This window comes from Pseudogemmobacter bohemicus (assembly GCF_003290025.1).
GTDB classification, from domain to species: domain Bacteria; phylum Pseudomonadota; class Alphaproteobacteria; order Rhodobacterales; family Rhodobacteraceae; genus Pseudogemmobacter; species Pseudogemmobacter bohemicus.
The window spans coordinates 30,651-54,293 of the sequence record NZ_QNHG01000003.1 but is presented as its reverse complement, the minus strand read 5'-3'; the positions used below and the strand labels follow the sequence as shown (position 1 = coordinate 54,293).

The 23,643-nt window shown below is 63.2% G+C and carries 25 protein-coding genes; 6 read left to right on the top strand and 19 right to left on the bottom strand.

Going from position 1 to position 23,643, the window contains the following annotated elements; genetic code table 11:
* Positions 1-318 precede the first annotated feature (318 nt).
* The 14 genes from DRF71_RS15025 to DRF71_RS14955 all read right to left on the bottom strand — a co-directional run bounded on the left by DRF71_RS15025 (position 319) and on the right by DRF71_RS14955 (position 15,457).
* The gene (locus DRF71_RS15025) at positions 319-852 is read right to left on the bottom strand and encodes a DUF3489 domain-containing protein (RefSeq protein ID WP_112311396.1); all 534 of its coding nucleotides are present in this window, start codon (positions 850-852) and stop codon (positions 319-321) included.
* Positions 853-864: 12 nt separating this feature from the next.
* The gene (locus tag DRF71_RS15020; protein WP_112311395.1) at positions 865-1,089 is read right to left on the bottom strand and encodes a hypothetical protein; all 225 of its coding nucleotides are present in this window, start codon (positions 1,087-1,089) and stop codon (positions 865-867) included.
* Positions 1,079-1,306, bottom strand: coding sequence for a hypothetical protein (locus DRF71_RS15015; protein WP_112311394.1), 228 nt, complete (start codon positions 1,304-1,306; stop codon positions 1,079-1,081). The genes DRF71_RS15020 and DRF71_RS15015 overlap by 11 nt, the downstream gene beginning before the upstream one ends.
* Positions 1,307-1,635: 329 nt before the next feature.
* Positions 1,636-1,857: a hypothetical protein gene (locus DRF71_RS15005; protein ID WP_112311393.1), complete on the bottom strand. Its 222-nt coding sequence runs from the start codon at positions 1,855-1,857 to the stop codon at positions 1,636-1,638.
* Positions 1,858-2,135: 278 nt separating this feature from the next.
* On the bottom strand, positions 2,136-2,657 hold the full coding sequence (locus tag DRF71_RS15000; protein ID WP_112311392.1) for a DUF2478 domain-containing protein: 522 nt from the start codon (positions 2,655-2,657) through the stop codon (positions 2,136-2,138).
* 11 nt (positions 2,658-2,668) lie between these two features.
* Entirely contained in the window at positions 2,669-3,946 is a 1,278-nt protein-coding gene (locus DRF71_RS14995) for a molybdopterin molybdotransferase MoeA (protein ID WP_112311391.1), read from the bottom strand.
* Complete coding sequence (locus tag DRF71_RS14990; protein ID WP_112311390.1) at positions 3,943-4,560, bottom strand: carbonic anhydrase; 618 nt, start codon at positions 4,558-4,560, stop codon at positions 3,943-3,945. Before DRF71_RS14990 ends, DRF71_RS14995 begins: the two co-directional genes overlap by 4 nt.
* Positions 4,550-5,119: a hemerythrin domain-containing protein gene (locus DRF71_RS14985; protein ID WP_112311389.1), complete on the bottom strand. Its 570-nt coding sequence runs from the start codon at positions 5,117-5,119 to the stop codon at positions 4,550-4,552. The genes DRF71_RS14990 and DRF71_RS14985 overlap by 11 nt, the downstream gene beginning before the upstream one ends.
* 20 nt (positions 5,120-5,139) lie before the next feature.
* Positions 5,140-5,934 (bottom strand): peptidylprolyl isomerase, encoded by a 795-nt coding sequence (locus DRF71_RS14980; protein ID WP_112311388.1) that lies wholly within the window; start codon positions 5,932-5,934, stop codon positions 5,140-5,142.
* Between the two features lie 5 nt (positions 5,935-5,939).
* Positions 5,940-6,725 carry a respiratory nitrate reductase subunit gamma gene (narI, locus tag DRF71_RS14975; protein ID WP_112311387.1) on the bottom strand — a complete coding sequence of 262 codons (786 nt, stop codon included), beginning with the start codon at positions 6,723-6,725 and terminating at the stop codon, positions 5,940-5,942.
* 1 nt (position 6,726) lies between these two features.
* Positions 6,727-7,446, bottom strand: coding sequence for a nitrate reductase molybdenum cofactor assembly chaperone (gene narJ, locus DRF71_RS14970; RefSeq protein WP_112312090.1), 720 nt, complete (start codon positions 7,444-7,446; stop codon positions 6,727-6,729).
* 2 nt (positions 7,447-7,448) lie between these two features.
* Positions 7,449-8,975: a nitrate reductase subunit beta gene (gene narH / locus DRF71_RS14965; protein WP_112311386.1), complete on the bottom strand. Its 1,527-nt coding sequence runs from the start codon at positions 8,973-8,975 to the stop codon at positions 7,449-7,451.
* Positions 8,972-12,718: a nitrate reductase subunit alpha gene (locus DRF71_RS14960; RefSeq protein ID WP_112311385.1), complete on the bottom strand. Its 3,747-nt coding sequence runs from the start codon at positions 12,716-12,718 to the stop codon at positions 8,972-8,974. Before DRF71_RS14960 ends, narH begins: the two co-directional genes overlap by 4 nt.
* Positions 12,719-12,733: 15 nt before the next feature.
* Positions 12,734-15,457, bottom strand: coding sequence for a nitrate/nitrite transporter (locus DRF71_RS14955; protein WP_112311384.1), 2,724 nt, complete (start codon positions 15,455-15,457; stop codon positions 12,734-12,736).
* A gap of 252 nt (positions 15,458-15,709) precedes the next feature.
* On the opposite strand from DRF71_RS14955, the gene DRF71_RS14950 reads away from it, so the two are divergent.
* Complete coding sequence (locus DRF71_RS14950) at positions 15,710-16,408, top strand: cyclic nucleotide-binding domain-containing protein (protein ID WP_112311383.1); 699 nt, start codon at positions 15,710-15,712, stop codon at positions 16,406-16,408.
* 3 nt (positions 16,409-16,411) lie between these two features.
* On the opposite strand, the gene DRF71_RS14945 is transcribed toward DRF71_RS14950, so the two are convergent.
* Genes DRF71_RS14945 through DRF71_RS14925 form a run of 5 tightly spaced genes read right to left on the bottom strand, consistent with a single transcriptional unit; the run spans position 16,412 to position 19,924 of the window.
* A complete protein-coding gene (locus tag DRF71_RS14945; RefSeq protein WP_232831536.1) occupies positions 16,412-17,077 on the bottom strand; it encodes an NnrU family protein in 666 nt (221 codons plus the stop codon).
* 5 nt (positions 17,078-17,082) lie between these two features.
* The gene (locus tag DRF71_RS14940; RefSeq protein ID WP_112311382.1) at positions 17,083-18,288 is read right to left on the bottom strand and encodes an NnrS family protein; all 1,206 of its coding nucleotides are present in this window, start codon (positions 18,286-18,288) and stop codon (positions 17,083-17,085) included.
* Positions 18,285-18,971 carry a 5-formyltetrahydrofolate cyclo-ligase gene (locus DRF71_RS14935; RefSeq protein ID WP_112311381.1) on the bottom strand — a complete coding sequence of 229 codons (687 nt, stop codon included), beginning with the start codon at positions 18,969-18,971 and terminating at the stop codon, positions 18,285-18,287. Before DRF71_RS14935 ends, DRF71_RS14940 begins: the two co-directional genes overlap by 4 nt.
* Positions 18,964-19,452 carry a hemerythrin domain-containing protein gene (locus DRF71_RS14930; RefSeq protein WP_112311380.1) on the bottom strand — a complete coding sequence of 163 codons (489 nt, stop codon included), beginning with the start codon at positions 19,450-19,452 and terminating at the stop codon, positions 18,964-18,966. Before DRF71_RS14930 ends, DRF71_RS14935 begins: the two co-directional genes overlap by 8 nt.
* 16 nt (positions 19,453-19,468) lie before the next feature.
* Complete coding sequence (locus tag DRF71_RS14925) at positions 19,469-19,924, bottom strand: group III truncated hemoglobin (protein WP_332872066.1); 456 nt, start codon at positions 19,922-19,924, stop codon at positions 19,469-19,471.
* Positions 19,925-20,000: 76 nt separating this feature from the next.
* On the opposite strand from DRF71_RS14925, the gene DRF71_RS14920 reads away from it, so the two are divergent.
* Genes DRF71_RS14920 through DRF71_RS14900 form a run of 5 tightly spaced genes read left to right on the top strand, consistent with a single transcriptional unit; the run spans position 20,001 to position 23,643 of the window.
* Positions 20,001-20,441 carry an RrF2 family transcriptional regulator gene (locus tag DRF71_RS14920; RefSeq protein WP_112311379.1) on the top strand — a complete coding sequence of 147 codons (441 nt, stop codon included), beginning with the start codon at positions 20,001-20,003 and terminating at the stop codon, positions 20,439-20,441.
* Entirely contained in the window at positions 20,438-20,713 is a 276-nt protein-coding gene (locus tag DRF71_RS14915) for a DUF6522 family protein (protein ID WP_112311378.1), read from the top strand. The genes DRF71_RS14920 and DRF71_RS14915 overlap by 4 nt, the downstream gene beginning before the upstream one ends.
* Positions 20,714-20,767: 54 nt before the next feature.
* Positions 20,768-21,364, top strand: coding sequence for a TetR/AcrR family transcriptional regulator (locus DRF71_RS14910; RefSeq protein WP_198672231.1), 597 nt, complete (start codon positions 20,768-20,770; stop codon positions 21,362-21,364).
* A gap of 3 nt (positions 21,365-21,367) precedes the next feature.
* Positions 21,368-22,513, top strand: a complete 1,146-nt coding sequence (locus tag DRF71_RS14905; protein WP_112311377.1) for an efflux RND transporter periplasmic adaptor subunit — start codon at positions 21,368-21,370, stop codon at positions 22,511-22,513.
* Complete coding sequence (locus tag DRF71_RS14900) at positions 22,510-23,643, top strand: ABC transporter permease (protein WP_112311376.1); 1,134 nt, start codon at positions 22,510-22,512, stop codon at positions 23,641-23,643. Before DRF71_RS14905 ends, DRF71_RS14900 begins: the two co-directional genes overlap by 4 nt.

Genomic DNA, 23,643 nt, shown 5'->3' with positions numbered 1-23,643 from the left:
GGACGCCAGCCATCGGAAGCCACATCTTTCGAACTGTAAAAACCTCGCAGGGGCCATGTTTGAGCGCGAAGGGCGGCCGTCGTTCTGATGCGCCCTGACAGCTTTCGCCCCCTTCAGCAAAGACTAGATCGGGCAGGACCACTTCACATTCATCGTGGCGAAGACCTGATGGCCTGCTGCGCAGCGATGCTGGAGTGCTGCTTCTAAGCAGCCTTCGGTGAAACGAGACGGTGCGCCAGCCCTGCGGGGCTGGCATTTTTCATTGGAAGAGGAGATCGAACGACACGCTGTCTGCGCAGCGGAACATCGCGCTCGTTTTCAGGCAATGCGGTAGACCCTTCCGCGACCCTCCTCCTTGGCGGAGGTCACCACCAGCCCCAGCTTTTTGCCCAAGGCCCCGGACATCGCTCCCCTCGCGGTGTGTGCCAACCATTGCGTCGCAGCGGTGACCTCCTCCATCGTTGCACCCTCGGGCGCCCGAAGCATCGTGATCAGCATCGCCTGCTTGGTGCCCGCTCGCGGGGTCGGCTTCGTCGCCTCTGCCGCGTCGGCCGCGTGCTGACGGATTGCTGCTACGGTCTTCACCAATACCGGTTCAATCCCGATGGCCAAAAGCCCGGCATCGGTGACGACCAGCGTCGTGCCGTGCCCATCGCCGGTCTCGCGCCAGAGCGGTTCATTGCGGCGCAGGTTGGCGTCGACCTCTTGCAGCCAGCCGTGTTCGATCATCTTCGACACAGCCATCTTGGCCGCCGCACCGGCCAGCCCCTTGGGCAGCGGCAGGGCGATGTTTTCAGGGCGCTGGGCTCCGGCGATGAGGATGATGGTCTGGGTTTCGGTCAGCTTTGTCATCTTTGGTTCCTCCTAATGGTCGTTGGCGGCAAGGAAGGCAGTGATGCGCGACATCAGGTCGTTGTGGCCGTCGGCATCTGTGCCGACAATTGCGTTGCCATCGTCGTCGCATTCCAGATCAGTGACCTCGCGCAGGAGGGCGATGGCATCATCGCAGGCGGCGAGACGTTCGGCTTCCCATGCGGCGGTGATGGCGTCCTGCTCGATCTGGTGGCGCTGGGCGGGATCAAGCGGCATGTTCACCCTCCTTAAAGGCGGCGTCGGTGATCTGGCGCAGCAGGCTGGCGTAGTGATTGAGGGTGCCCACATCGCCCCAGTTGATCTCGTCGGGGTGGGTCTCGAAGTGGTCGTCGCTGAGGGCTTTCAGGCGCTCCAGCATCGCGTCGATCTGGAACTTGGTGGTCATGAAGGCATCGAGGGCTTTAGCATTGTCGGTGGCGCGGCGGGTGGTCATGGCGTGGTCTCCGGGGGTGAGTTGCATCGTTCTGGTGTAATCACCATCGCTCTGGCAGGGCGGCTAGTGTAGGCAAATCCGAGCAATATCAGTGCTTTCTGATTGCACTCCGGGCGCATCGGCCCTTAGCACCACATGCACCCACTGGCATCCGATCCACATGCAGAGATGCGCAAACTCCCGCGTCGGGCGCGGCAGGATGCGCGGTGCACGCGGCGGGCTGAAGCAATCCAGCGCCTCGGGCGTGACCTGCCGGATTTCCCGGGCGACTAGGATGCCTCGGGCCCAGCGTGGATGACGATTTGAGCAAGGGTGCTCATGGGGATGCCTCAGATGAACTTCAGATCGACCAGCACGGCGCTGGCGGCAGCCAGTTGTGCGGTCGGCAGGTCGATCTTCAGGTGCGAGAAGAGGTCCGAGCAGTTTGCCTCGATCCCATCCTGGCAGAGTGCTGCCTCGATGGCCTCGGCTACGAAATTGGGGCGGCTGCGGTCGACGTGTTCCGGCAGCGTGTCGATGTCGATGCGTATGATGGTGGTGGTCATGGTCATGATCTGGATCTCCGGTCCAGGGTGGTGCCATGATCCGAGACTCGCACTTGTGGCAAGTATGATCAACCGAGATTGACCGATTTATCCCTTTACTTCCAATATCTTGAGGCTATCGAAATCGCAACGGAAAGCCAGCTGGAACGCCAGTATTACGGCCACTCCGGCTTGTAGCGCGGCGCGATCCAGAAGGCGTGGCGCACCACTCGGCTGGTCGTGTATGGCGACGGGTCGTGACCTTCACCATCGGACCCTCCGCTGCAGCCTCAAGGCACCGCCATTCACGCCGCGTGCACGCAGGAACAGCCAAGACCTACAACCCAATCTGCCAGGGCTGAGATCTCACAAGGCAAGCATCTTCCAAGGCCCTCAGAGAATTCTTCAAATGCGGGCAGGTTCAGCGCATTCACACCGACAACGACGGGAATGCCCTTGGAAAGCGCCTCCGCGATCACTGCCCGGAAACCGCGCCCCTCGGCCTCGTGTTTGCCGAATTTGTTCACGATCAACACGTCTGCACCTAGTACGAGGCTGCTAGAGACCAGAGCGACTGCCGCCTCAAGTGCGGCGGGGTCAAGTCTACAGCCGCGCGCAGACCGACCAAGGTCCTGGCTGATGCGCAGCACGGGGCCGTCAGGAAGGACCCGAACATCCATGTCACAGGGCCCCGTATCGCCACGCTCGGAGTTTATCTGGACCGTGCCACAGCAGCGAAGGCCACGCGCTGCCAGTGCGTTCGCCAGCTTGAACAGGATCAGGTCGGTATCGCCGCGTCCTGGCGCCATTGTGTAAGCGAGGTTCATTCTGGGCCTCCTCAGGTCCTGCAGAAGGGTTGGAATTCGACGAGCGCGCCTGCGGGCAGGAAATCGCAGTCAGCGGGCAGAAAGATCAGACCGTCCCTGTCAGGTAACGCACAGACATGGGCGGAATGGGTTTCAGCATCAACCGTCACGAACTCGCGCCCGTGGCCATCAAAGCCCGTGCAGGTGGCCGGGCGCAATTCGCAGCGACCTGCCTTTCGTGAAATTGCAGCGCTCGTGACGACATGGCGCCTTGCGCACTGTCCTGCCTCGCCGGTCAATCTGGCGACCAACGCCGTTCCGAAAAGCTGCCAAGTCACGAAGGCAGACAATGGATTGCCCGGTAGGCCCAGCCAAGTCGAGCCCCGGACGCAACCAAAGGACACCGGCTTACCTGGTTTGAGTGCAACGCCGCTGAAGTAGATGTCACCGCCCAGGGCAAGCAGCGCTGGTTTGACGTGGTCCTCTTCGCCGACCGATATGCCGCCGGTGGTGATGACAAGGTCGGCACAGGCAGCCATCTCTGCCAATTGCAGAAACAACCCGTCACGGCTGTCGAGACCCTGTTCGACGGCAACAAGATCAAGGTGGGGTTGCGTGAGGGCGGCGGACAACATTGGGGTGTTTATGTCCCAGATCTGAGCGTCGGCACGCCTCGCACCGGCCGCGCGGATTTCATCACCGGTCACCAGAAGCGCCACCCGCAATCGCCTGCGCGCTTGGATCGATCCTGCCCCGGCGGCAGCACAGGCGGCAATCGCGCGCGCGTCAAGGCGCCGACCCTGATCCAGAACCGTGCCCCCTGCCCCCATCTCGCTGCCCGCGCGGCGGATGTTGAGGCCGGGCGTCGGTCGCCGATCGATGCGGATGGTGCTGCCGGTCCGCTTGACATCTTCCTGCATCACAACGGCATCCGCACCTTCGGGGACTTTCGCCCCGGTAAAGATGCGCGCGGCCTGCAGGCCGACAAGCGGCACTGTAGAGGACTGCCCCGCCGGAACCCTTGCGACAACGTCAAGTATCCACGGTCCGTCGCCCGGCAGCGCCGCAGAGGCAAAAGCAAAGCCATCCATCGCGGCATTGTCGAAAGGCGGGGACATGACGCGTGACGTCACGGGGCTTGCGAGAATGCGACCAGGTGCCCGGTCAAGCGGAATGTTTTCCGTTCCATCGACGGCGGCTGTGCGATCTGCGATCAGTGCCAGCGCCGCATCGATGGTGATCAACTTCTTTACGACATCATGCCCGTCGCAGCCACAGCTGGACCGCGCTACTGGCTGCAGGATCGTCATTGCGCCACCTCCTCATTGAAATGCCCGGGGCCGATGCTGCAATCAAGGTCGCGCAAGAGGCCGTCCTTCAGCCCATAGATCAGCCCATGCACCCGGCAGTTCGCCCCCCGCGCCCAGGCCCGTTGCAGGATCGGCGTCTCGCCCACGCGGCGGACTCCCTCAACCACATTGAATTCGGCAAGACGGTCGCGCCGCCCTTCCATGTCTGGCTCGCGCCCCAGATCGACGGCATAGGCCCGCGCAAGCCGCCGGATCGGCTCCAGCCAGTGGTCGGTAAGTCCCTGCGGCAGACCTTCCGTCGCGGCCTTGACGCCGCCACAGCCGTAATGACCGCAGACGATAATCTCGCGCACGGCCAGCACCTCGACCGCGAATTCCAGCGCCGACAGAAGGTTCATGTCCGACGAATGGACGATGTTTGCCACGTTGCGATGGACAAACACCTCGCCCGGATCAAGGCCCGCCACCACGTTGGCCGGAACCCGGCTGTCCGAACAGCCGATCCAGAAGAATTCGGGCGCCTGCAGGGCTGCAAGACGGGTGAAATAGCCCGGCTCCTGCGCCTGCCGCTTGGCCGACCAGTCCCGGTTGCGCTGCAGAACATCATTCAGCATTCGGGGTCTCCGCAAGGTGGGTCAGCCCCCGTCGCGCCCGCATATGTGCGGACAGCCTTGCCAGATCGGTCCGGGTCAGACGGGCGCGCGCGATAGGCAACAGGATTGCGTTTTCGGCGACAAGATGACGGCGCACATGCCCCGCGAAGCTCGTCAGCATCGGACGCCCCTCGGCCGAAAGATCGGACCCGGCATCAAGGCAGCCGGCAAGCGTTGCCCGAACGTCGGGCAAGAGGCGCAGAGCTTCATTCTGATCGATCCTGATCCGGTTGATTGCGCTTTCGATGCAGTCCTCGGCCGTGCAGCGTTTCGCAAGAAGCGGAAACAGGTCCTCGGCTTCGTCGCGCAGATGCACATTCAGCTCTTCGTTCAGAAAGCGCAGCACGGTCAGCGCGGACAGTCGGTCGAGGTGCGCGGCCAGTGCAATTGCGTCAATCACCGCGCAAATCTGGCGTTCGCGCAGATGATCTTCGCTGATGAAGTCGAGAGGCCGACCAAGAAGGCCGGGATGCGTGGGCGCATCCCCGCTGCCGCGTCGCACTGGCTCTGCCGTCTTCATGATGCGCCCTTTCGCGTGGCTCAGATCGGGGCGAGGCTTGCGCCGGTAATCGTCGCCCCTTTGGCAAGCGTCTCGACGAATCCCCGTGATGCGCGCGCCCAGGCGGCCTTTTCCAATGCCTGTGCGATCTTTGGACGGACCGTTTCATAGGGCAGAACCTGCCCCTGGGCGGTAGCGTTCAGGCGGATGATGTGCCAGCCGTGCCGCGACAGGACCGGGGCGGGTGTCATGCCGCCTTCGGTCAGGGTGCGCAGCGCCAACTCGAATTCGGGCACGGTATCGCCGGGGCCAAGCTGGCCAAGATGCCCGCCCGCTGCCTTTGATCCGCAATCGCTTTCGCGGGCGGCGGAGGCAAAGCCTTTGGCGTCGCCCTTCAGCCGCGCAAGGATAGCCTGCGCGCGGGCGCCTGCCATGGCAGACTCGGCGTCGTCACGCGGATCGCAGGCGCACAGGATGTGCGAAACGTCCCACAACGGGGCCGAGCGATAGCGGCCAGGGTCGCGCGCCCATTCGGCGCGGATGGCTTCCTCCGTCACAGGCGCAATCGTAAGCGCCTCGTCCAGCAGGGCGCGGATCAGGGCTTCGTCTTCCGTCTCGACCCGGCCGGGGGACAGTTCCTCGGGGTCGGCCGCCAGCCCGCGCGCCCGCGCCTCTTGCAAGAGCAGCGCGCGGATCGCCAATGCCTGCGCCGCCTTTCGCCAGGCGATACCGGGCTTGTCCTTGGGCGCGGTGTGGTTTTGCGCCTCGGCGGCGATGGCGGCCTGCGGGATGGTTTCACTGTTCACGGTGACATCTGGAAAAAGGGCGATGTTCATGGCAGTTACTCCGCCGGAGTGGTGGCTGAAGGGCCGGGCTTGGCCTGCCGTGCGTCAAAGGCACGGCGGCGTTCTTCCAGCGGGCGGCGGCGGCGCGACCGCACGATCTGATAGCCGGGCCGCGTGAGCAGATAGCGGAAAGGAGCCGCGAAGCCGGACCAGATGTGGACCAGCCGGGTGAAGGGAAAGAGCATGGTGATGATCAGGCCAAGGAAGATGTGCAGCTTGAACAGCCAATGCACGTCCACCACCGTGACCCAGGCGTTCACGTTCCAGGTGACCACGCTTTGCGACCATTCCATGAAACGGATCATCTCGGCCCCGTCCATGTGCTGAAGCGACTGGGTGATCGTCAGCAGGCCGATGGCAAGCTGCAACCAGATCAGGATCATGATGAGGATATCCAGCGTGGTCGATGTGGCGCGGATGCGCGGATCGGTCAACCGCCGGTGGATCAGCAACGTGCCACCGATCAATGCAGCAAGCCCTGCCGGGCCACCGATCAGCACGGCCATCCACTGCTTCAGTCCATAGGGAACCCCTAACGCATCCAGCACCCAGACCGGCGTGAACAGCCCCACAAGGTGGCCGAAGAACACCGTCAGGATACCGACGTGGAACAGGATTGACCCCCAGATCAGCTGCTTGCGCCGCAGAAGCTGACTGGAGGAGCTTTTCCAGGTGAAGGGGTCGCGTTCATAGCGCGCGATGGACCCGACAAGGAACACCGTCAGCGCGACATAGGGCATGACCCCGAAGATGATGAAGTTGATGTCGAAACCTTCGAACATGTCATGCGCTCCTGTTCATTGGGGCGGGGGCCGGTTTCAGAGAGGGTGCGGGTGTGTCCATCAGTGCCAGCATATCGCGGACCTGTGGGCATCCCGCGTTCGGGTCGGGACCGAAGGTGACTTCGGTCTCTTCCCAAACGGCGTCCAGCGCTTCGAGGTCGGTGGGATCATCGTCCGGTTGCGCCAGCATTCCGGCCAGCGCGTCGGCATTCACCTGCACGTTGGCCAGCTGGGACAAAGCGGCGAACGCGGCGTCATACCTGCTGGTCCGCCGCACCAGACGGGTGCCAAGCGCGTCGAAGATATGGGCCGCGTCCGCCAAGGTTTCCTGCACTTCTGCGAAGGGACGCGTCGACAGGAATTCCAGCAAGACCGGCAGATGGTCGGGCAGTTCGGTGGTGGCGGGCTCAAACCCCGCCGCCCGGTAGGTCTCGATCAGGCTGACCATTGCCCCACCCCGATCCCGGCTTTCGCCGTGGACATGCTCGAAGAGGTTCAGCGACAGGGTGCGCGAGCGGTCGAACAGCATGACGTAGCTTTCCTGGACATCAAACAGGTCGCCTTGCCCGAGGTCATGGCTCAGCCGTTGCAGCGCCGCGCGGGTTGCGGCGGTCAGGCGGGGATCGGCGGCCAGAATGGCCCCGATTTCAGGCATGGCCGCTTGCAGTTCTGCTGTCGGATAGCTGAGCGTCAGCGACAGCGCCTTGAGTGTGCGGTCCATCATCAGAATGACTCCAACGGAAGGGCAAAAGACTTCTTCTTGCCGCCGAACATGGTGGTCTTGCCGGTGTCGCCGGAGGAACAGCCGTTGCCGTCAGTGAAGCCGCAGCCGCCACGGATGTCGGCCCCCGCCTCGTTCTGTTCGCGGTGCGCGGTGGGGATGGCGAAACGGTCTTCGTAGTCGGCGATGGCCATGATCTTGTACATGTCCTCGATCATCCGGCCCGACATGCCGACGCGGGCAGCGATGCCTTCGTCGCGCACGCCGTCCACGGTCAGGGCACGCATGTAGAGACGCATGGCCGACATCCGTTCCAGAGCGTGAACGATAGGTTCTTCATCCCCCGCCGTCAGCATGTTGGCCAGATACTGCACGGGAATGCGCAAGCTGCGCACGTCGGGCATCTGGTCGCTCATCGCGATCTGCCCGGCCTGGGCGGCGTTCTGGATCGGCGACAGCGGCGGAATATACCAGACCATAGGCAGGGTCCGGTATTCGGGATGGAGCGGGAAGGCGACCTTCCACTCCATCGCCATCTTCCAGATCGGGCTGATCTTGGCAGATTCGATCCAGTCCTCGGGCACGCCGTCGCGGCGCGCGGCGGCGATCACTTCAGGATCGTTCGGGTCCAGGAACACATCCAGTTGCGCGCCGTAAAGGTCGGTTTCGCGCTCGGCACTGGCCGCCGCCTCGATCTTGTCGGCGTCATAGAGGATTACGCCCAGATAGCGGATGCGCCCAACGCAGGTTTCCGAACAGACGGTGGGCTGACCGCTTTCGATGCGCGGATAGCAGAAGGTGCATTTTTCGGATTTGCCGGTATCCCAGTTGTAATAGACTTTCTTGTAAGGGCAGCCGGAAATGCACATCCGCCAGCCCCGGCATTTCTCCTGGTCGATCAGGACGATGCCGTCTTCCTCACGCTTGTAGATCGCGCCAGAGGGGCAGGAAGCGGAACAGGTCGGGTTCAGGCAATGCTCGCACAGGCGGGGCAGATACATCATGAAAGTATTCTCATACTCTCCATAGATCTGCTTCTGGATGTTCTCGAAGTTGTAGTCCTTGGACCGCTTCGAGAATTCGCCCCCGAGGATTTCCTCCCAGTTCGGGCCCTTTTCGATCTTCTCCATCCGCTCGCCGGTGATCTTGGACCGGGGGCGCGCGGTGGGAAAGGCGTTCATGTCGGGCGCGGATTTCAGGTGGTCATAGTCGAAATCGAACGGCTCATAATAATCGTCGATTTCCGGCATGTCGGGGTTGGCGAAGATGTTAGCCAGAATCCGCCACTTGCTGCCTTGCTTGGGGTGCAGTTTGCCCGATTTCGACCGCGCCCAGCCGCCGTTCCAGCGCTTCTGGTTTTCCCAGTCCGTCGGATAGCCGGTGCCGGGTTTGGTTTCGACGTTGTTGAACCAGGCGTATTCAACACCTTCGCGGCTGGTCCAGACGTTCTTGCAGGTGACCGAACAAGTGTGACACCCAATGCATTTATCAAGGTTCAGAACCTTGCCGATTTGCGCGCGAACTTTCATTCTCCGGCCTCCACATGCTTGGTTGCGGGCGTGTCCAGCCAGTCAACCTTTTTCATTTTGCGCACGATGACGAATTCGTCGCGGTTGCTGCCAACGGTGCCGTAGTAGTTGAAACCATAGGACAATTGCGCATAACCCCCGATCATGTGGGTGGGTTTCAGCGTGGCCCGCGTCACCGAGTTGTGGATGCCGCCGCGATTGCCGGTCTTTTCCGAACCGGGCGTGTTCACGATCTTTTCCTGCGCGTGATACATGAACAGGGTGCCCTGTTTGATCCGCTGGGACACCACCACCCGCGCGGTCAGCGCGCCGTTGATGTTGTAGGCCTCGACCCAGTCGTTATCGACGAGGCCTGCCTTCTGGGCGTCCACTTCGGACATCCAGACCACCGGCCCGCCCCGGTTCAGCGTCAGCATCAAGAGGTTGTCGGTATAGGTGCTGTGGATGCCCCACTTCTGGTGCGGCGTGATGAAGTTCAGCACGACATGCGGATTGCCCTCGGCGGCGTCGTTGTTGACGGCCTTGGTGATGGTCTTCAGGTCCACCGGCGGGCGATAGCTGACGAAGCCCTCACCAAAGGCCCGCATCCAGAGGTGATCCTGATAGAGCTGCTGGCGGCCTGTCAGGGTGCGCCACGGGATCAGCTCATGCACGTTGGTGTAGCCCGCATTGTAGCAGACCGTTTCGCTCTCGATCCCTGACCACGTGGGACTGGAGATGATCTTGCGCGGCTGTGCCGCGATATCGCGGAAGCGGATCTTGGTGTGGTGCGCGCCTTCGGCCAGGTGGGCATGGTGGCGGCCGGTAGGTTTTTCCAACTCCTCCCAAGCCTTTACTGCCACTTCGCCGTTGGTTTCCGGGGCCAGCATCAGGATCATCTCGGCCGCGTCGATGGCGGTGTCCAGCTTGGCCATGCCTTTCGACACGCCTTCATCCAGCACGACCCCGTTCAGATCGCGCAGATGCCCGACCTCGACCTTGGTGTCCCAGTTGATCCCCTTGCCGCCGTTGCCCAGCTTTTCCAGCAGCGGGCCGACCGAGGTGAACTTCCTGTAAAGATTGGGATAGTCCCGTTCCACCGCGACATAGTTCGGCGCGGTCTTGCCGGGGATCAGGTCGCATTCGCCCTTTTTCCAGTCGCGCACATGCGCCTGCGCCAGCTCGCCGGGGGTGTCGTGCAGCAGCGGAAGCTGAACGATGTCGGTTTCCACGCCCAGCACCTCGGGGGCGACTTCGCTGAACTTCTTCGCAATCGACTTGAAGATTTCCCAGTCGGATTTCGACTCATACGCCGGGTCCACCGCCGCCTGCAGCGGGTGGATGAAGGGGTGCATGTCGGAGGTGTTCAGGTCGTCCTTTTCGTACCAGCTGGCGGTCGGAAGCACGATGTCGGAATAGACGCAGGTGGTGGACATTCGGAAGTCGATGGTCACCAGAAGGTCAAGTTTCCCCTTGGGCGCGTCCTTGTGCCAGACGGCCTCCTTCGGCATCACGCCGCCTTCCTCGCCAAGGTCCTTGCCCATGACGCCGTGATCGGTGCCCAGAAGGTGCTTGAGGAAGTATTCGTGGCCCTTGCCGGATGAACCCAAGAGGTTCGAGCGCCAGACAAAGAGGTTGCGCGGCCAGTTTTCTGGGGCGTCCGGGTCTTCGCAGGACATCTGCAAAGCACCGGATTTCAATTGTTCGGCCACAAAGGCCGGAATGGCCTTGCCTGCGGCCTTGGCCGCCTTCGACACCTCCAGCGGGTTGGTCTTCAGTTGCGGGGCCGATGGCAGCCAGCCCATGCGTTCCGCGCGGATGTTGTAGTCGATCAGGGAAATGTCCCAGTCACCCTTGGGTGCTGTGGGCGACAGGATCTCGCCCGCGCGCAGGGTTTCATAGCGCCACTGGTCGGTATGGGCGTACCAGCAGGACGTCGAGTTCATCTGCCGCGGCGGGCGGTTCCAGTCCAGCGCGAAGGCCAGAGGTGCCCAACCGGTCTGCGGGCGCAGTTTCTCTTGCCCCACGTAGTGCGACCAGCCGCCGCCCTCTTGTCCGATGCAGCCGCACATCACCAGCATGTTGATGATGCCGCGGTAGTTCATGTCCATGTGGTACCAGTGGTTCAGACCGGCCCCCAGGATGACCATCGACTTGCCACGGGTCTTTTCGGCATTGCCCGCGAATTCCCGCGCCACGGCGATGATCTTTTCGCGCGCGACGCCGGTGATCTTTTCGGCCCAGGCGGGGGTGTAGGGGCTGTCGTCGTTGAAGTCCTTGGACACCCATTTGCCGCCAAGGCCCCGGTCCAGACCGTAGTTGGCGCAGAACAGGTCGAACACCGTGGCGACCAGCGCCTGTGATCCATCCGCCAGTGTAACGCGGCGGGCGGGAATGTTGCGGGTCAGGACCTCGGGGTGGTCGCATTTCACAAAGTCACCGGTGGCGACGCCGCCGAAATAAGGGAAATCAACGCCCACGACTTCGTCGTGGTGACCGTCAAGGATCTGGCTCAGGCGCAGTTGGGCCTCGACCCCCTTGGCGCGCTGTTCCAGGTTCCACTTGCCTTCCTCACCCCAGCGGAACCCGATAGACCCGTTGGGTGCCACGATCTGGCCGCTGGCTTCGTCATAGGCGACAGTTTTCCAGTCGGGGTTGTTGGTTTCGCCCAGCTTTCCGTCGAAATCATCTGCGCGCAGCATGCGACCGGGGACGAGGTGACCGTCGCGGTCCTCAAGCCGGACGAGCATCGGCATGTCGGTGTATTTGCGGGCGTAATCCTCGAAGTATTCGGCCTGCCGGTCCAGATGGAATTCGCGCAGGATCACATGGCCCATGGCCATCGCCAGTGCGGCATCAGTGCCAGCCTGAGGATTCAGCCAGATGTCACCGAACTTGGCGGCTTCGGAATAGTCGGGGCTGACCACGGCGGATTTGGTGCCACGATACCGCACTTCGGTATAGAAATGCGCGTCGGGCGTGCGGGTCTGCGGCACATTCGACCCCCACAGCATCAGGAAGCCCGCGTTGTACCAGTCGGCCGATTCCGGCACGTCGGTCTGTTCGCCCCAGGTCTGGGGGCTGGCAGGCGGCAGGTCGCAATACCAGTCGTAGAACGACATGCAGGTGCCGCCCAGCAGCGACAGATACCGCGACCCGGCGGCATAGCTGACCATCGACATGGCCGGGATGGGCGAGAAACCGAACACCCGGTCGGGGCCATAGGTCTTGGCGGTGTAGGCGTTGGCCGCCGCGATGATCTCGGTCGCCTCATCCCAGGTGGCGCGCACGAAACCGCCCTTGCCGCGCGTCTTGGTATAGCTTGCGCGCAGCACCGGATCGTTCTGGATCGCGGCCCAGGCGGCGACCGGCGTCATCGTGGGGCGCATCTTGCGCCAGGCCCGCATCAGAGCGCCACGGATCAGCGGGTTCTTCACCCGGTTGGCCGAGTAAAGGTACCAGCTGTAGGACGCGCCCCGCGCACAGCCGCGCGGTTCGTGGTTGGGCAGGCCCGCCCGGGTGCGGGGATAGTCGGTCTGCTGCGTCTCCCACGTCACGATGCCGGATTTGACGTAGATTTTCCACGAACAGGACCCGGTGCAGTTCACCCCGTGGGTCGAGCGGACGATCTTGTCGTGCCGCCAGCGGTTTCTGTAGACGTCTTCCCAATCCCGGTTTTCGCGTGTGGTCTGGCCCCAGCCGTCCGAGAATTGCTCAAGCTCTTTGCTTTGGAAGAAGTTCAATCTGTCGAGAAGGTGGCTCATCTGGGCGTCCTTTCGTTATTCTGCGGGATGCGCGGCGGCGGGGGTCACACGGCCGCGCTCGATGTCATGGAGAAGCCCGCCGGGGCGCGTGTAGACGGCCCAGGTGATGGCAAGGCACAGCACATAGAAGATCAGGAACAGCCACAGCGCGCCGATCGGGCTGCCGGTCATGGCGATCGACGACCCATAGGCCTTGGGGATGAAGAACCCGCCATAGGCCCCGATGGCGCTGGTGAAAGCGACGATTCCACCCGACTCCATGGCGATCTGGCGGGCACGGTCGACACCAGTCAGTTGTGGCATCAGGCGCGGCACTTCACGGCCCATGATGACCGGGATCATCTGGAAGGTGGAGGCGTTGCCCACGCCGGTGAAGAAGAACAGCGCCATAAAGCCCGCGAAGAACCCGGCGAAGGACCCGGCCTGCAGTGACAGGATCACGGCCAGAACACTGACGATCATCCCCACGAAGACCCAGAAGGTGACGCGCCCGCCGCCGAACTTGTCAGACACCCAGCCCGTGCCTGCACGCGACAGCGCGCCAACCAGCGGACCAAGGAAGACGTATTGCAGGGCGTTGATATCGGGGAAGGCGATCCGGCTGAGCAGCGGGAAGCCCGCCGAATAGCCAATGAAGCTGCCAAAGGTGCCGATGTAGAGAACGCACATCAGCCAGTTATGGGTGCGACCGAAGATCACCGACTGCTGGGCAAAGCTGGCCTTGGCATCGGCGATGTCGTTCATGCCCAGCCAGGCGGCGACGGTCGAGATCAGGATGAACGGCACCCAGATGAAGCCCGCGTTCTGCATCCACAGGCTGGCGCCGGTTTCCGCCACAGTTTGCGGCGCACCACCCACGGTGCCGAACACGCCCACAGTGATAACCAGCGGCACAAGGAACTGCATGACGCTGACGCCGAGGTTCCCCAGCCCAGCGTTCAGGGCCAGCGCATTTCCCTTTTCGGCCTTGGGAAAGAAGTAACCGATGTTAGCCATGCTCGAGGCGAAGTTGGCACCGCCCAGACCGCAAAGCAGCGCCAGCACCAGGAAGATGAAGTAGGGGGTTTCGGGATTCTGCACTGCATAGCCGATGCCGATGGCAGGCAGCATCAGCGAGGCGGTGGACAGCGTTGTCCAAAGCCTGCCGCCGAAGATCGGCACCATGAAGCCGTAGAAGATGCGCAGCGTGGCACCCGACAGGGCGGGAAGGGCCGCCAGCCAGAACAGCTGTTCCGGGGTGAAGGCAAAGCCGATCAGCGGCAGCTTGGCCACGACCATCGACCACACCATCCAGACCGAGAAAGCCAGAAGCAGCGCCGGGATCGAGATCCAGAGGTTGCGGCGCGCGACGACACGTCCCTTCTCGGCCCAGAAGGCCTGATCTTCGGGGCGCCAATCCTCCAACACGCGGGGCATGGTGGTGCGTTCGGGCGAGTGGATCGACTGCATCTCAGGGAGTTGCGGCAGGCGGTCCAGAACCTCGCCATGGGCGGCGCGTTCCATCGCACGGATCGACAGGTGCATCCAAGTCAGCGCGATGGCGACCAGAATGAAAAGCAGCGCAAAGCATGAGGTGTAGATGCCGGTCAGGTCCAGCAGAGCGCCGAAAGCGATGGGCAGGACAAAGCCGCCAAGGCCGCCGATCATGCCAACAAGCCCGCCAACCGCGCCCACGTTGTTGGGATAGTAGACGGGGATGTGCTTGAACACCGCCGCCTTGCCCAAGCTCATGAAGAAGCCAAGCGCAAACAGCGTGGCGATGAAGGGCCAGAGCCCCATGCTGGTCGAGAAGGCGATGACGCCGTCCTTGCCCTGAATGACATAGTCGGTCGGCGGATAGGACAGCATGAACAGGAACAGCATGGAAAAGCCAAAGGTCCAGTACATGACTGACCGTGCGCCGAACTTGTCGGACAGATGCCCGCCATAGGCGCGGAACAGCGAGGCCGAGAGGCTAAACGAGGCTGCCGCCATGCCCGCCGTGCGCACGTCAACGCCATAAACGTCGATCAGGTAGTGCGGCAGCCACAGCGCCAGCGCCACGAAGGCGCCAAAGACGAAGAAATAGTACATCGAGAAGCGCCAGACCTGCAGGTTCTTCAATGGCGCGAACTGCTGGGCAAAACCGGGCGCCTGGGCACCGGTCCGGCGCCGTTCGACCAGCGCCGGGTCGTCCTTGGCGAAGACGAAGAAGATCACGCCCATCAGCGCAAGTGCGGCCGCCCAGACGTTGGCCACACCTTGCCAGCCGTAGGCCACCATCACGAAAGGCGCCACGAACTTGGTCACCGCCGCGCCGATGTTGCCAGCGCCGAAGATGCCGAGCGCCGTGCCCTGATGGCCCGCGTCGTACCAGCGGCTGACATAGGCGACGCCGATGATGAAAGACCCGCCAGCAAGGCCGACGCCCAGTGCCGCGACCAGATACATGATGTAGGTGTCGGCGAACGTCAGGGCCCATGTGGCCAAAGCCGCAAGGATCATCTGCGCTGAGAACACCAGCCGTCCGCCGTATTTCTCGGTCCAGACGCCGAGGAAGATGCGAGTCAGTGACCCTGTCAGGATCGGCGTGGCGACCAGCAGGCCGAACTGGGTGTCGTTCAGGCCCAGTTCGCCCTTGATGGCGACGCCGATGATGGAAAAAATCGTCCAGACCGCGAAACAGGCAGTAAAGGCGATGGTACTCAGGCCCAAAGCGCGGTTCTGATCGGCGCGCGAGGCGGTGGCGTGGGACTGCATGGCAGGGGCCTCCGGCGGAATGGCGTGGTCACCCCGAGGCGGGGATTGGCACCAGACCTGCGGGCAAGGCGGCCCAAAGAGTTTGATCTAGATCACATCTCACAAAATGTGCTGCGAAATAAATGAGTTATCGGAAATTGTCATCTGCGCGCGCAGGCTTGGTCAAGTATAATTCTGCGCTGGTCAATTCATCTCTTGACAAATATCAAGCGCCGAATGGATGCTGGCGTCGTTCGACAGGGGAGTGCAGCCATGCCAAAACAGCATTACCCCGAAGTTCGGGCACTTGGCCTGTTTTCAGGAATGACCGATGAGAATTTCTTTGCGCTGATGCGGGGCGCTTACGTGCAGAACTTCCCCCCGCAGATCGAATTGATCAGCGAGGGCGAGCCAAGTGATTTCCTGCATGTCGTCCTGTCGGGATCGGTCGATCTGTTCTCGCAATGGAACGGGCGCGACACCAGCCTTGCCACTGTGCGGCCGATTTCGACCTTTATCCTTGCGGCCACGATCAAGAACGCCCCCTATCTGATGTCGGCGCGAACACTGGAGAAAAGCCGAATTGTCCTGATCCCCAGTCAGGATGTGCGTTCCATATTCGACGTCGACGGCAACTTTGCACGTGCGATCGTGACAGAGCTTGCACAATGCTATCGCTCGGTCATCAAGTCGCAAAAGGACCTCAAGCTGCGAACCTCGCTTGAACGGTTGGCGAACTATCTTTTGCGGCAGCAGAAGCGCGCCGGTGGCGGTGCGGCGTTTGATCTGGACTTCGAAAAGCGCAGACTGGCTTCCGTACTTGGGATGACGCCCGAAAACCTGAGCCGCGCGTTCAAGGGGTTGCTGCCTTATGGTGTGTCAGTCGAGGGCACGCGGATCACCATAAATGATCAGGCGGATCTCGAACGATTTGCCAGGCCCAACCCGCTGATTGACGATTTTTCGACCTGACGCTCAGGGCAAGGGACTGACGCCGATCACAGCCGGATGCAGCCAGATCAGCGCGGCATAAAGGACAAGGCCCGCAACCAGTCGCAATGCATCGTCGCCGGTCAGGGATGTCGGCCAAAGTGGTGTGCTGGCGACTTCGCGGCCCAGCTTTTGCCACGTGTCTCCCATCTCGCGCTGCCGCCTGCGGTCGACGAGGCGCGTGCCGAGGGTGGCAAAGACGGCAAAGGTGCCGAACAGGATAAGGTGCGCCAGATCACCATTCGGAACGGCATGGGCGGTTGCCCAGAGCACGAGGGCCAGAAGCAGGGGGTGGCGGTGCAAACGGACGATGCCAGGACGGGCGGGGTCGAACAGATCGTTTCGCGCGCCGCCAAAGGAAAACGGGTTGGGTCGCGCGATGGCCAAGGCAAGGATCAGGCAGACCGGCAGCATGGCAATTAGTGGCACATGCACCTGCCACGGCGCCCAGTCCCATAGCGGCACAAAAGGCGCCCGGCCCGCTGCGATTATCAGCCAAGCCAGGGCGACCAGAGACAGCGCAGAATAGCCCAGCGTAAAGCCGCGCCGTCCAAGCGCTGTCTGCAACAGCGGTCGCAAGGGGGCCCGCACCGGCACAGAATGTGTTATGAAGAACGCGGCATAGGCAGCGGCAAATTCCAGCCAGCCCACGATCCCTATATCCGCTTGGTTGCAGGAAGGCGCAGCAACAGGGGGCCATAGATCAGGGCAAAGCTGCCGAAGGCAAAGATCCACCCCGCCCCTGCAACCATGTGCAGCAGATGCGCCTGATCCGGCCAGATGCCCGCCGCCAGCCTGGCCAGCACTGCCCCGACAAGAGCGGCATAGATGCCCACCGTCCCCGGCCCGGCGGTCAACGCCTGCCCGGTATGGCCCAGCGTGGCCCGCGTCATCACCGCCAGCGTCATCAGACATGCCGCCCCACTCATCCACAGATGCTGTGCGGATGCCATCCCAAGAGGCCCGGGCATCAGGATTTCGGCTGCAATCGCCACGGCCCCCAGCGGAAGGAAGACATAGCCCAGATGCAGGACGGCGACCAAGGGCTCGGCAAGGGTCCGATCGCCCGCCCAACGGGCCAGCCGGACAAGGTGCAGCCCGCCCGCCAGAAGCAACAGGATTGCCGTCACGGGATGGTCTGGCAAGGCAATCCAAGCCAGCAGTCCCAGCAAGAGAACCATGAGCGCCACCTTATCGAACCGTTGCATCGGCGGCACCGGCAGACGCCCGGGGGCGCGCTTTGCCAGCCAGTTGCGGGTGAAGGACGGCACGATCCGCCCCCCGATCACTGCGATCATCATGATCACGGCTCCAAGGCCGATGCGCAGGCCGTAGCCCCCCGCCGCATAGTCGCCCCGCGCTGCCTCCCAATGAAAGACGGCGTTGCCGAGGGTCAGCACGCCCAGCATCGCCAGCACGATCAGGTTGCGCCAGTTCTTACCCGCCACGATTTCCCGGCCGATCACGGCGGCAAGCGCTAGGGGCAAGGCTAGGTCAGCCAGGGCCACGCCAAGCGGCGGCAGATACAGCGACACCGCCACCGCCGCCCGACCGATCAGCCACAGAGCAAACAGCCCGCCCAGTGGCCAACCGACAATCGGCAGCCGTCCGGTCCAGTTCGGCACGGCGGTCAGCAGGAATCCCGCGATGACGGCCCCCAGATAGCCGAACAGGAATTCATGCGCATGCCATGACACAGGGTCAAAGGCGGTGGGCAAGGTCAGATCGCCCGACAGCATCGGCACCCAAAGCACCATTGCCAAGGCGGCCCAGACCCCAGCCCCAAAGAAAAAGGGCCGAAAGCCATAGGTCAGGATCGCGGGCCCTGTCCAGGCGCGCATCTGTTCGGTGGATGTGGTCATGGCCCCTCGCGGTGGAACTGAACCCCGGCCTCGGTCAGGATGACGTCCATCGCGATGTCGTGGGGTTGGGGAAAGATCGTGGCAAGGCGCGCGGATTGCAGGCCAATGCCTATGGTGAACGGGCGCGGCGACAGCGCAGCAAGTGTCCTGTCAAAGTAGCCCCCGCCATAGCCCAGCCGAAAGCCCGCCCCGTCCCATCCGACCAACGGGGAAAGGGCGATGTCGGGCGTCAGTGTTTCGGCATCGGGCGATGGCACGGGGATGTTCCAGTCGCCCCGCACCATGGCCATGCCGGGCATCCAACGGCGAAAGACCATCGGGGCGGCCTTTAGCTCGACCACCGGCAGCGCGAGGGTCACACCCCTGCCGTGCAAATCCGCCATGAGGTCGCGCAGATCGGGTTCGCACTTGATCGGCCAGTAGGCAGACAGGGTCAGTCCCACCGCCCCGGAAAGCTGCTGGGCCAGAAAGTGACGCAAATGCGCGGATAGAGCGACACCTGCCGCTTGCCGGTCTGCTACGCTCAGCGCGTCCCGTGACGCACGCAGGCGGGTGCGTTCCGCATGGCGCCAGCGCGCAACATCCCGGGCCTGTTCGGGGTCCACCGCCAGCGGGTCGAACCCATCTGGGGCGATTTCGTCGGCCAGACAGGGGGACGAGGCGAGCCTGCGTCCCTCAGGCATCGGCCCGCCCAGCGGGTTCAAACTGCGGGAACAGCACGTCGTTTTCCAGCCGCATATGCTCGGTCAGGTCGGCGGTGAACTCTGCCAGACCCCGGTAAAGCGTGGTCCAGGTGCCACAGGCCCCATCTGGCAACGACAGGTTCCCGGTCAAGCGGCGAATTTCGGCCACCTCGCAGTCATGCCCTGCATGATCGGCGCGCATCACCGCGATCGGGTTTTCGATCCCGGGCATTCCGCCTCGACGGATGGCCGGAAACAGGATCAGCTCTTCCTTCTTCATATGCACCTCCATCTCGCCGATCATCCGACGCAACAGGATGGACAGGCCCTCAGGGACACCGTCATCGCCGAAATGCACATCTTCGACCCGCTCGGCCATGTCGGCCAGCACCGGCAATTGTTCCCGGTGGCGGGCGTGATAGCGGGTCTCGATGTGACGGGTCAGGGCGGTGGCGTCTGTCGGGGCGACATCTTCGGTCATGCTGGGTCTCCTCTCATCAGAACAGCCGTGGTGGGGCCGCAGGTTCGGCTTGTGCGGTTGCCACGGCGATGTGCAGCGATCTGGCGATGCGTTCGGCGCGTTCGATGACATGGGTCGCGCCCGCAGGGGTGCAGGTGTCAGTTGCAGTGGCGCGGAACAGCGCAAGCCAGCGGTCGAAGTGGGCGGCGTTGATCGGCAACGGCGTGTGTGCGGGCACCGGGCGGCCATGATACTGCCCGGTCATCAACGCGACCGAGCACCAGAAGTCCACCATGCGGTCCAGATGCGGGGCCCAATCGGTGATCCGCGCGGCAAAGATCGGCCCCAGAACCGCATCGGCACGGACGCGGCCGTAGAACCGATGCACCAGATCGCGCAGCACGTCGGCGTTCAGCCCGGTTTCCGCCACCAGTGCTGCCGTGATTTCGGGCCGGGCCGAGGGCGGCGGGGTCTTGATTGCACCCATTTCCATCTGAGTCTCCGTCTTGCAGTCTGGCTTAGACCTGCTAATAGGTATTGTAAATACCCATTCCAGGATTGCGACTGACATGCGCCTCACCTCCTTCACCGACTTTGGCTTGCGGATGCTGATGCGGATGGCGGGCGATCCATCCCGCGCCTTTTCCAGCGCCGAACTGGCAGCGGATCTCGGCCTGTCGCGCAACCATTTGGCAAAGATCATCCAGCATCTGGCGCGCGCCGGTCTGATCGACACATGGCGCGGCGGTGGCGGCGGGGCCATGCTGGCCCGCTCTGCGGCCGAGATCCGGCTGGGCCAGATCATCCGGCTTCTGGAGGAAGGCCAGCCGCTGGTGGAGTGTTTCGGGACAGAGGGCGGCACCTGTTCCATCGAGGCCCGCTGCCGCCTGAAAACCCGCCTGCGATCGGCCGAAGCCGCGTTCCTGGCCGATCTGGATCGCTCAACCCTGGCCGATATCGCTCTGGCCCCGCAGGAGAAGTCAGCGGGCACTCTGGTGGTCCCGCAATGACAGAGGTGGAACGCGATGGCGCGGACTTTGTCGTATCCGCAGCCCTGCTGGCCCACGCTTTCGAGACGACCGAAGACAGGATACGGCAGGCCATGCGGGACAGTAGCCTTACCTCGATCTGCGAGGCTGGCGTGGACGCCGACGCCGGGCGCTGGCGCCTGACCTTTCGCCATGCAGGCCGCGCCTGCCGGTTCACGGTGGATGAAGCGGGCACGATCCTGTCAACGTCGCGCTTTCCTGTCCGAGCCCGGTCGTCCGTCACGCCAGATTGACTTAGTCTGACAATTAAGTTAGTAATCAATTACTCACTTATAAGGAGCGTAGCCGTGCGCAAAACATCCGATCTGCGGAAGGCTGAAATCGTAGCGACGATCCTTGGCCTTGCTGACCGGATTGGGCCGGACCGGGTGACGACAGGTGCGGTGGCGACCGAGGTCGGCGTGACGCAAGCGGCCATATTCCGGCACTTTCCGACCAAGGCCGCGATGTGGAACGCGGTGGCCGATCATGTGGCGGAAACGCTGACCACGGCCTGGGATGCGGCGCTGGCAAAGGCCGACATTCCTGTTGAACGCGTCAAGGCGCTGATCGGGGCGCAACTGGGCCAGATCGCGGCGACGCCCGCGATGCCCATGCTCCTCTTCTCGCGCGAACTGAATGTCGAGAATGCGGATCTCCGGGCGGCTTTCCGGGGGCGGTTGGCTACCTTTCAGGCCCATTTGACGCGCGAGGTGGCAGAAGGTCAGCAGACCCATGCCCTGCGCAGCGATGTGGCGGCAGCAGATGCGGCATTGCTACTGGCCTCACTGGTTCAGGGGGTGGCTATTCGATGGTCGCTCGGCGCGCGCGATTTTGCCCTGCACGCCGAAGGGTTGCGCCTGCTGGATGTCCAGTTGCGCCTGCTTGCGGCAAAGGGGGTCTGACTGATGCGCAAGATCTGGCTATATGCAGTGGCGGTTGTCGTGGCGGCAGGTGCCGGAGCGGTATTCCTGACCGAGCGTCCGCTGACGGTGGCGGTGGTTCCGACCGAAACCGACGTGGCCCTGCGCATCTACGGTCTTGGCACAGTCGAGGCGCGAGTGCTCGCAGGCGTGGGGTTCGAGGTTGGTGGGGCGCTTCTGTCGCTGTCAGCCGATGCCGGGGACCGCGTGTCACAGGGCCAGGACCTAGCCGCACTGCATCAGGCCGAGCAAGAGGCCCGCCTCGCAAGAGCGAGCGCTGCCATTGAGGCCAATGCCGCCAATCAGGCCAAGGCCGAGGCGGCTGTAGTCCGCGCGCAGGCTATTCTGGCGCAGCGCGAAGCCGCCAATCGCCGTCAAGTCGAACTGACGCGGCAGGACAACGCGCCTGTCCAGCGGGCAGAGGAAGCACAGCGCGATGAAGATGTCGCCCGCGCCGAGTTGGCTGTTGCCGAGGCCGAACTGGCAGTCATCCGCGCGCAAGGGCAGGATGCTGCCGCGGCTCTGGAACTTGAACAGACGTTGCTTGATCACCACCGCCTGATCGCGCCCTTCGACGCGTTAGTCGTGTCCCGCCTTGCCGAGGCCGGGGCCGTGGTCCGCGCGGGCGACCCGATTTTTACGCTGATCGATCCCGCTACGATCTGGATTCAGGCCTATATCGACGAAGAACGCGCGGGCCAGTTGGCAGTTGGTCAGCCTGGCATTATTCGCCTGCGGTCACAGCCTGCTGGCGAATACAACGGCACCATCGCCCGCATAGGCCTCGAAAGCGACCGGGTGAACGAAGAACGCCGCGTCTGGCTCACCTGCACGGATTGTCCGACCCAGATGTTCCTCGGCGAACAGGCCGAGGTGCGCGTCCTGACCGGCATGCGCGCCAGCGCCCTGATGGTGCCCGAGATCGCCATCTCGGGCTTTGACGGCCATCGTGGCACTGTCTGGATCGTGCAGGATGGACGGCTGGCACGAGCTCAGCTGGCCTTTGGCGCGCGGGATGATCGCGGTCGGGTCGAGGTGACGGGCGGTCTGCCAGACGGCGCGCAGATCGTCGCTGCTCCGCCACAGGGCGCGGACGAGGGGCGGTTGGCACGCATCGAGGCCGCGCCATGAACCTGGCCATCAAGGACATTCGCCACGGCCTTTTCCGTTTTGTGCTGACCTGTTTCGGGCTTGGCCTTCTGATGACCGTCGTGCTGGCGATGATCGGCATCTACAACGGCCTTGTCGCCGATGCCCTGGCGGTGGTGAAAGCCCCCGCCGCCGATATCTGGGTGGTAGAGGCGGGAACGCAGGGCCCATTTGCCGAAGCCTCGGCCATCCCGGCAGACACCCGCGACGCCGTGGCCCGCATGCCCGGGGTGGCCGAGGCTGGTGCCATCACCTACCAGACGATCGAGGCCGCGCATGCGGGCAAGACGCTGCGCCTTTACGTTATCGGCTTTGAACCCGGACGCCCCGGCGGGCCGCAACGCATCGCCGAGGGGCGCAGCTTGGGCACGAGCCATTTCGAACTGCTGGCCGACCGCAAGACCGGGCTCGTGCTGGGTGACACCATCCGTCTTGGCCGTGACCGGTTCAGTGTGGTGGGGTTGGTGGAAGACGCGATGAATTCAGGTGGCGATCCGGCCGTCTACGTGACCTTGGCCGACGCGCTGTCCCTGCAGACCGCGCTTGACCCCGCGGCCGCTCGCGTGCAGGTCGCCCGCGGGGATCAGGGTATCCGTCCCGCAACCGTGGCCGCCGTGATTGCCCGGCTTGAACCGGGGGCGGATGTGGCGCTTCTCACGGCCACGGTGCGACAATGGAAACACCTCGCCGCCCTCAGCCAGGCCGAACAGGAAGACCTCCTGCTCGCATCGGTCGTGGATCGGGCACGGCGACAGATCGGACTGTTCCTGGGCATCCTGTTGTCGGTCAGCGCCGTGGTCATAGCGTTGATCATCTACACGATGACGATGGAGAAGCTGAAGCAGATCGCCACGTTGAAACTGATCGGCGCGCCGGACCGCACCATCGTGGCGCTGATCGTGCAACAGGCGATGATCCTTGGCATCTCTGGCCTAGGTATCGGTCTCGCCCTGATCCTTCTGGTCAAGGACAACTTCCCCCGCCGCGTTGTGCTGGAGCCCTTCAACGCACTCGTGCTGACCGGCATCATTCTGGTGGTCTGCCTTGTCGCATCGGGACTTGGCGTTCGCGCGGCACTGAAAGTCGATCCCGCTACTGCACTCGGGGGCTGA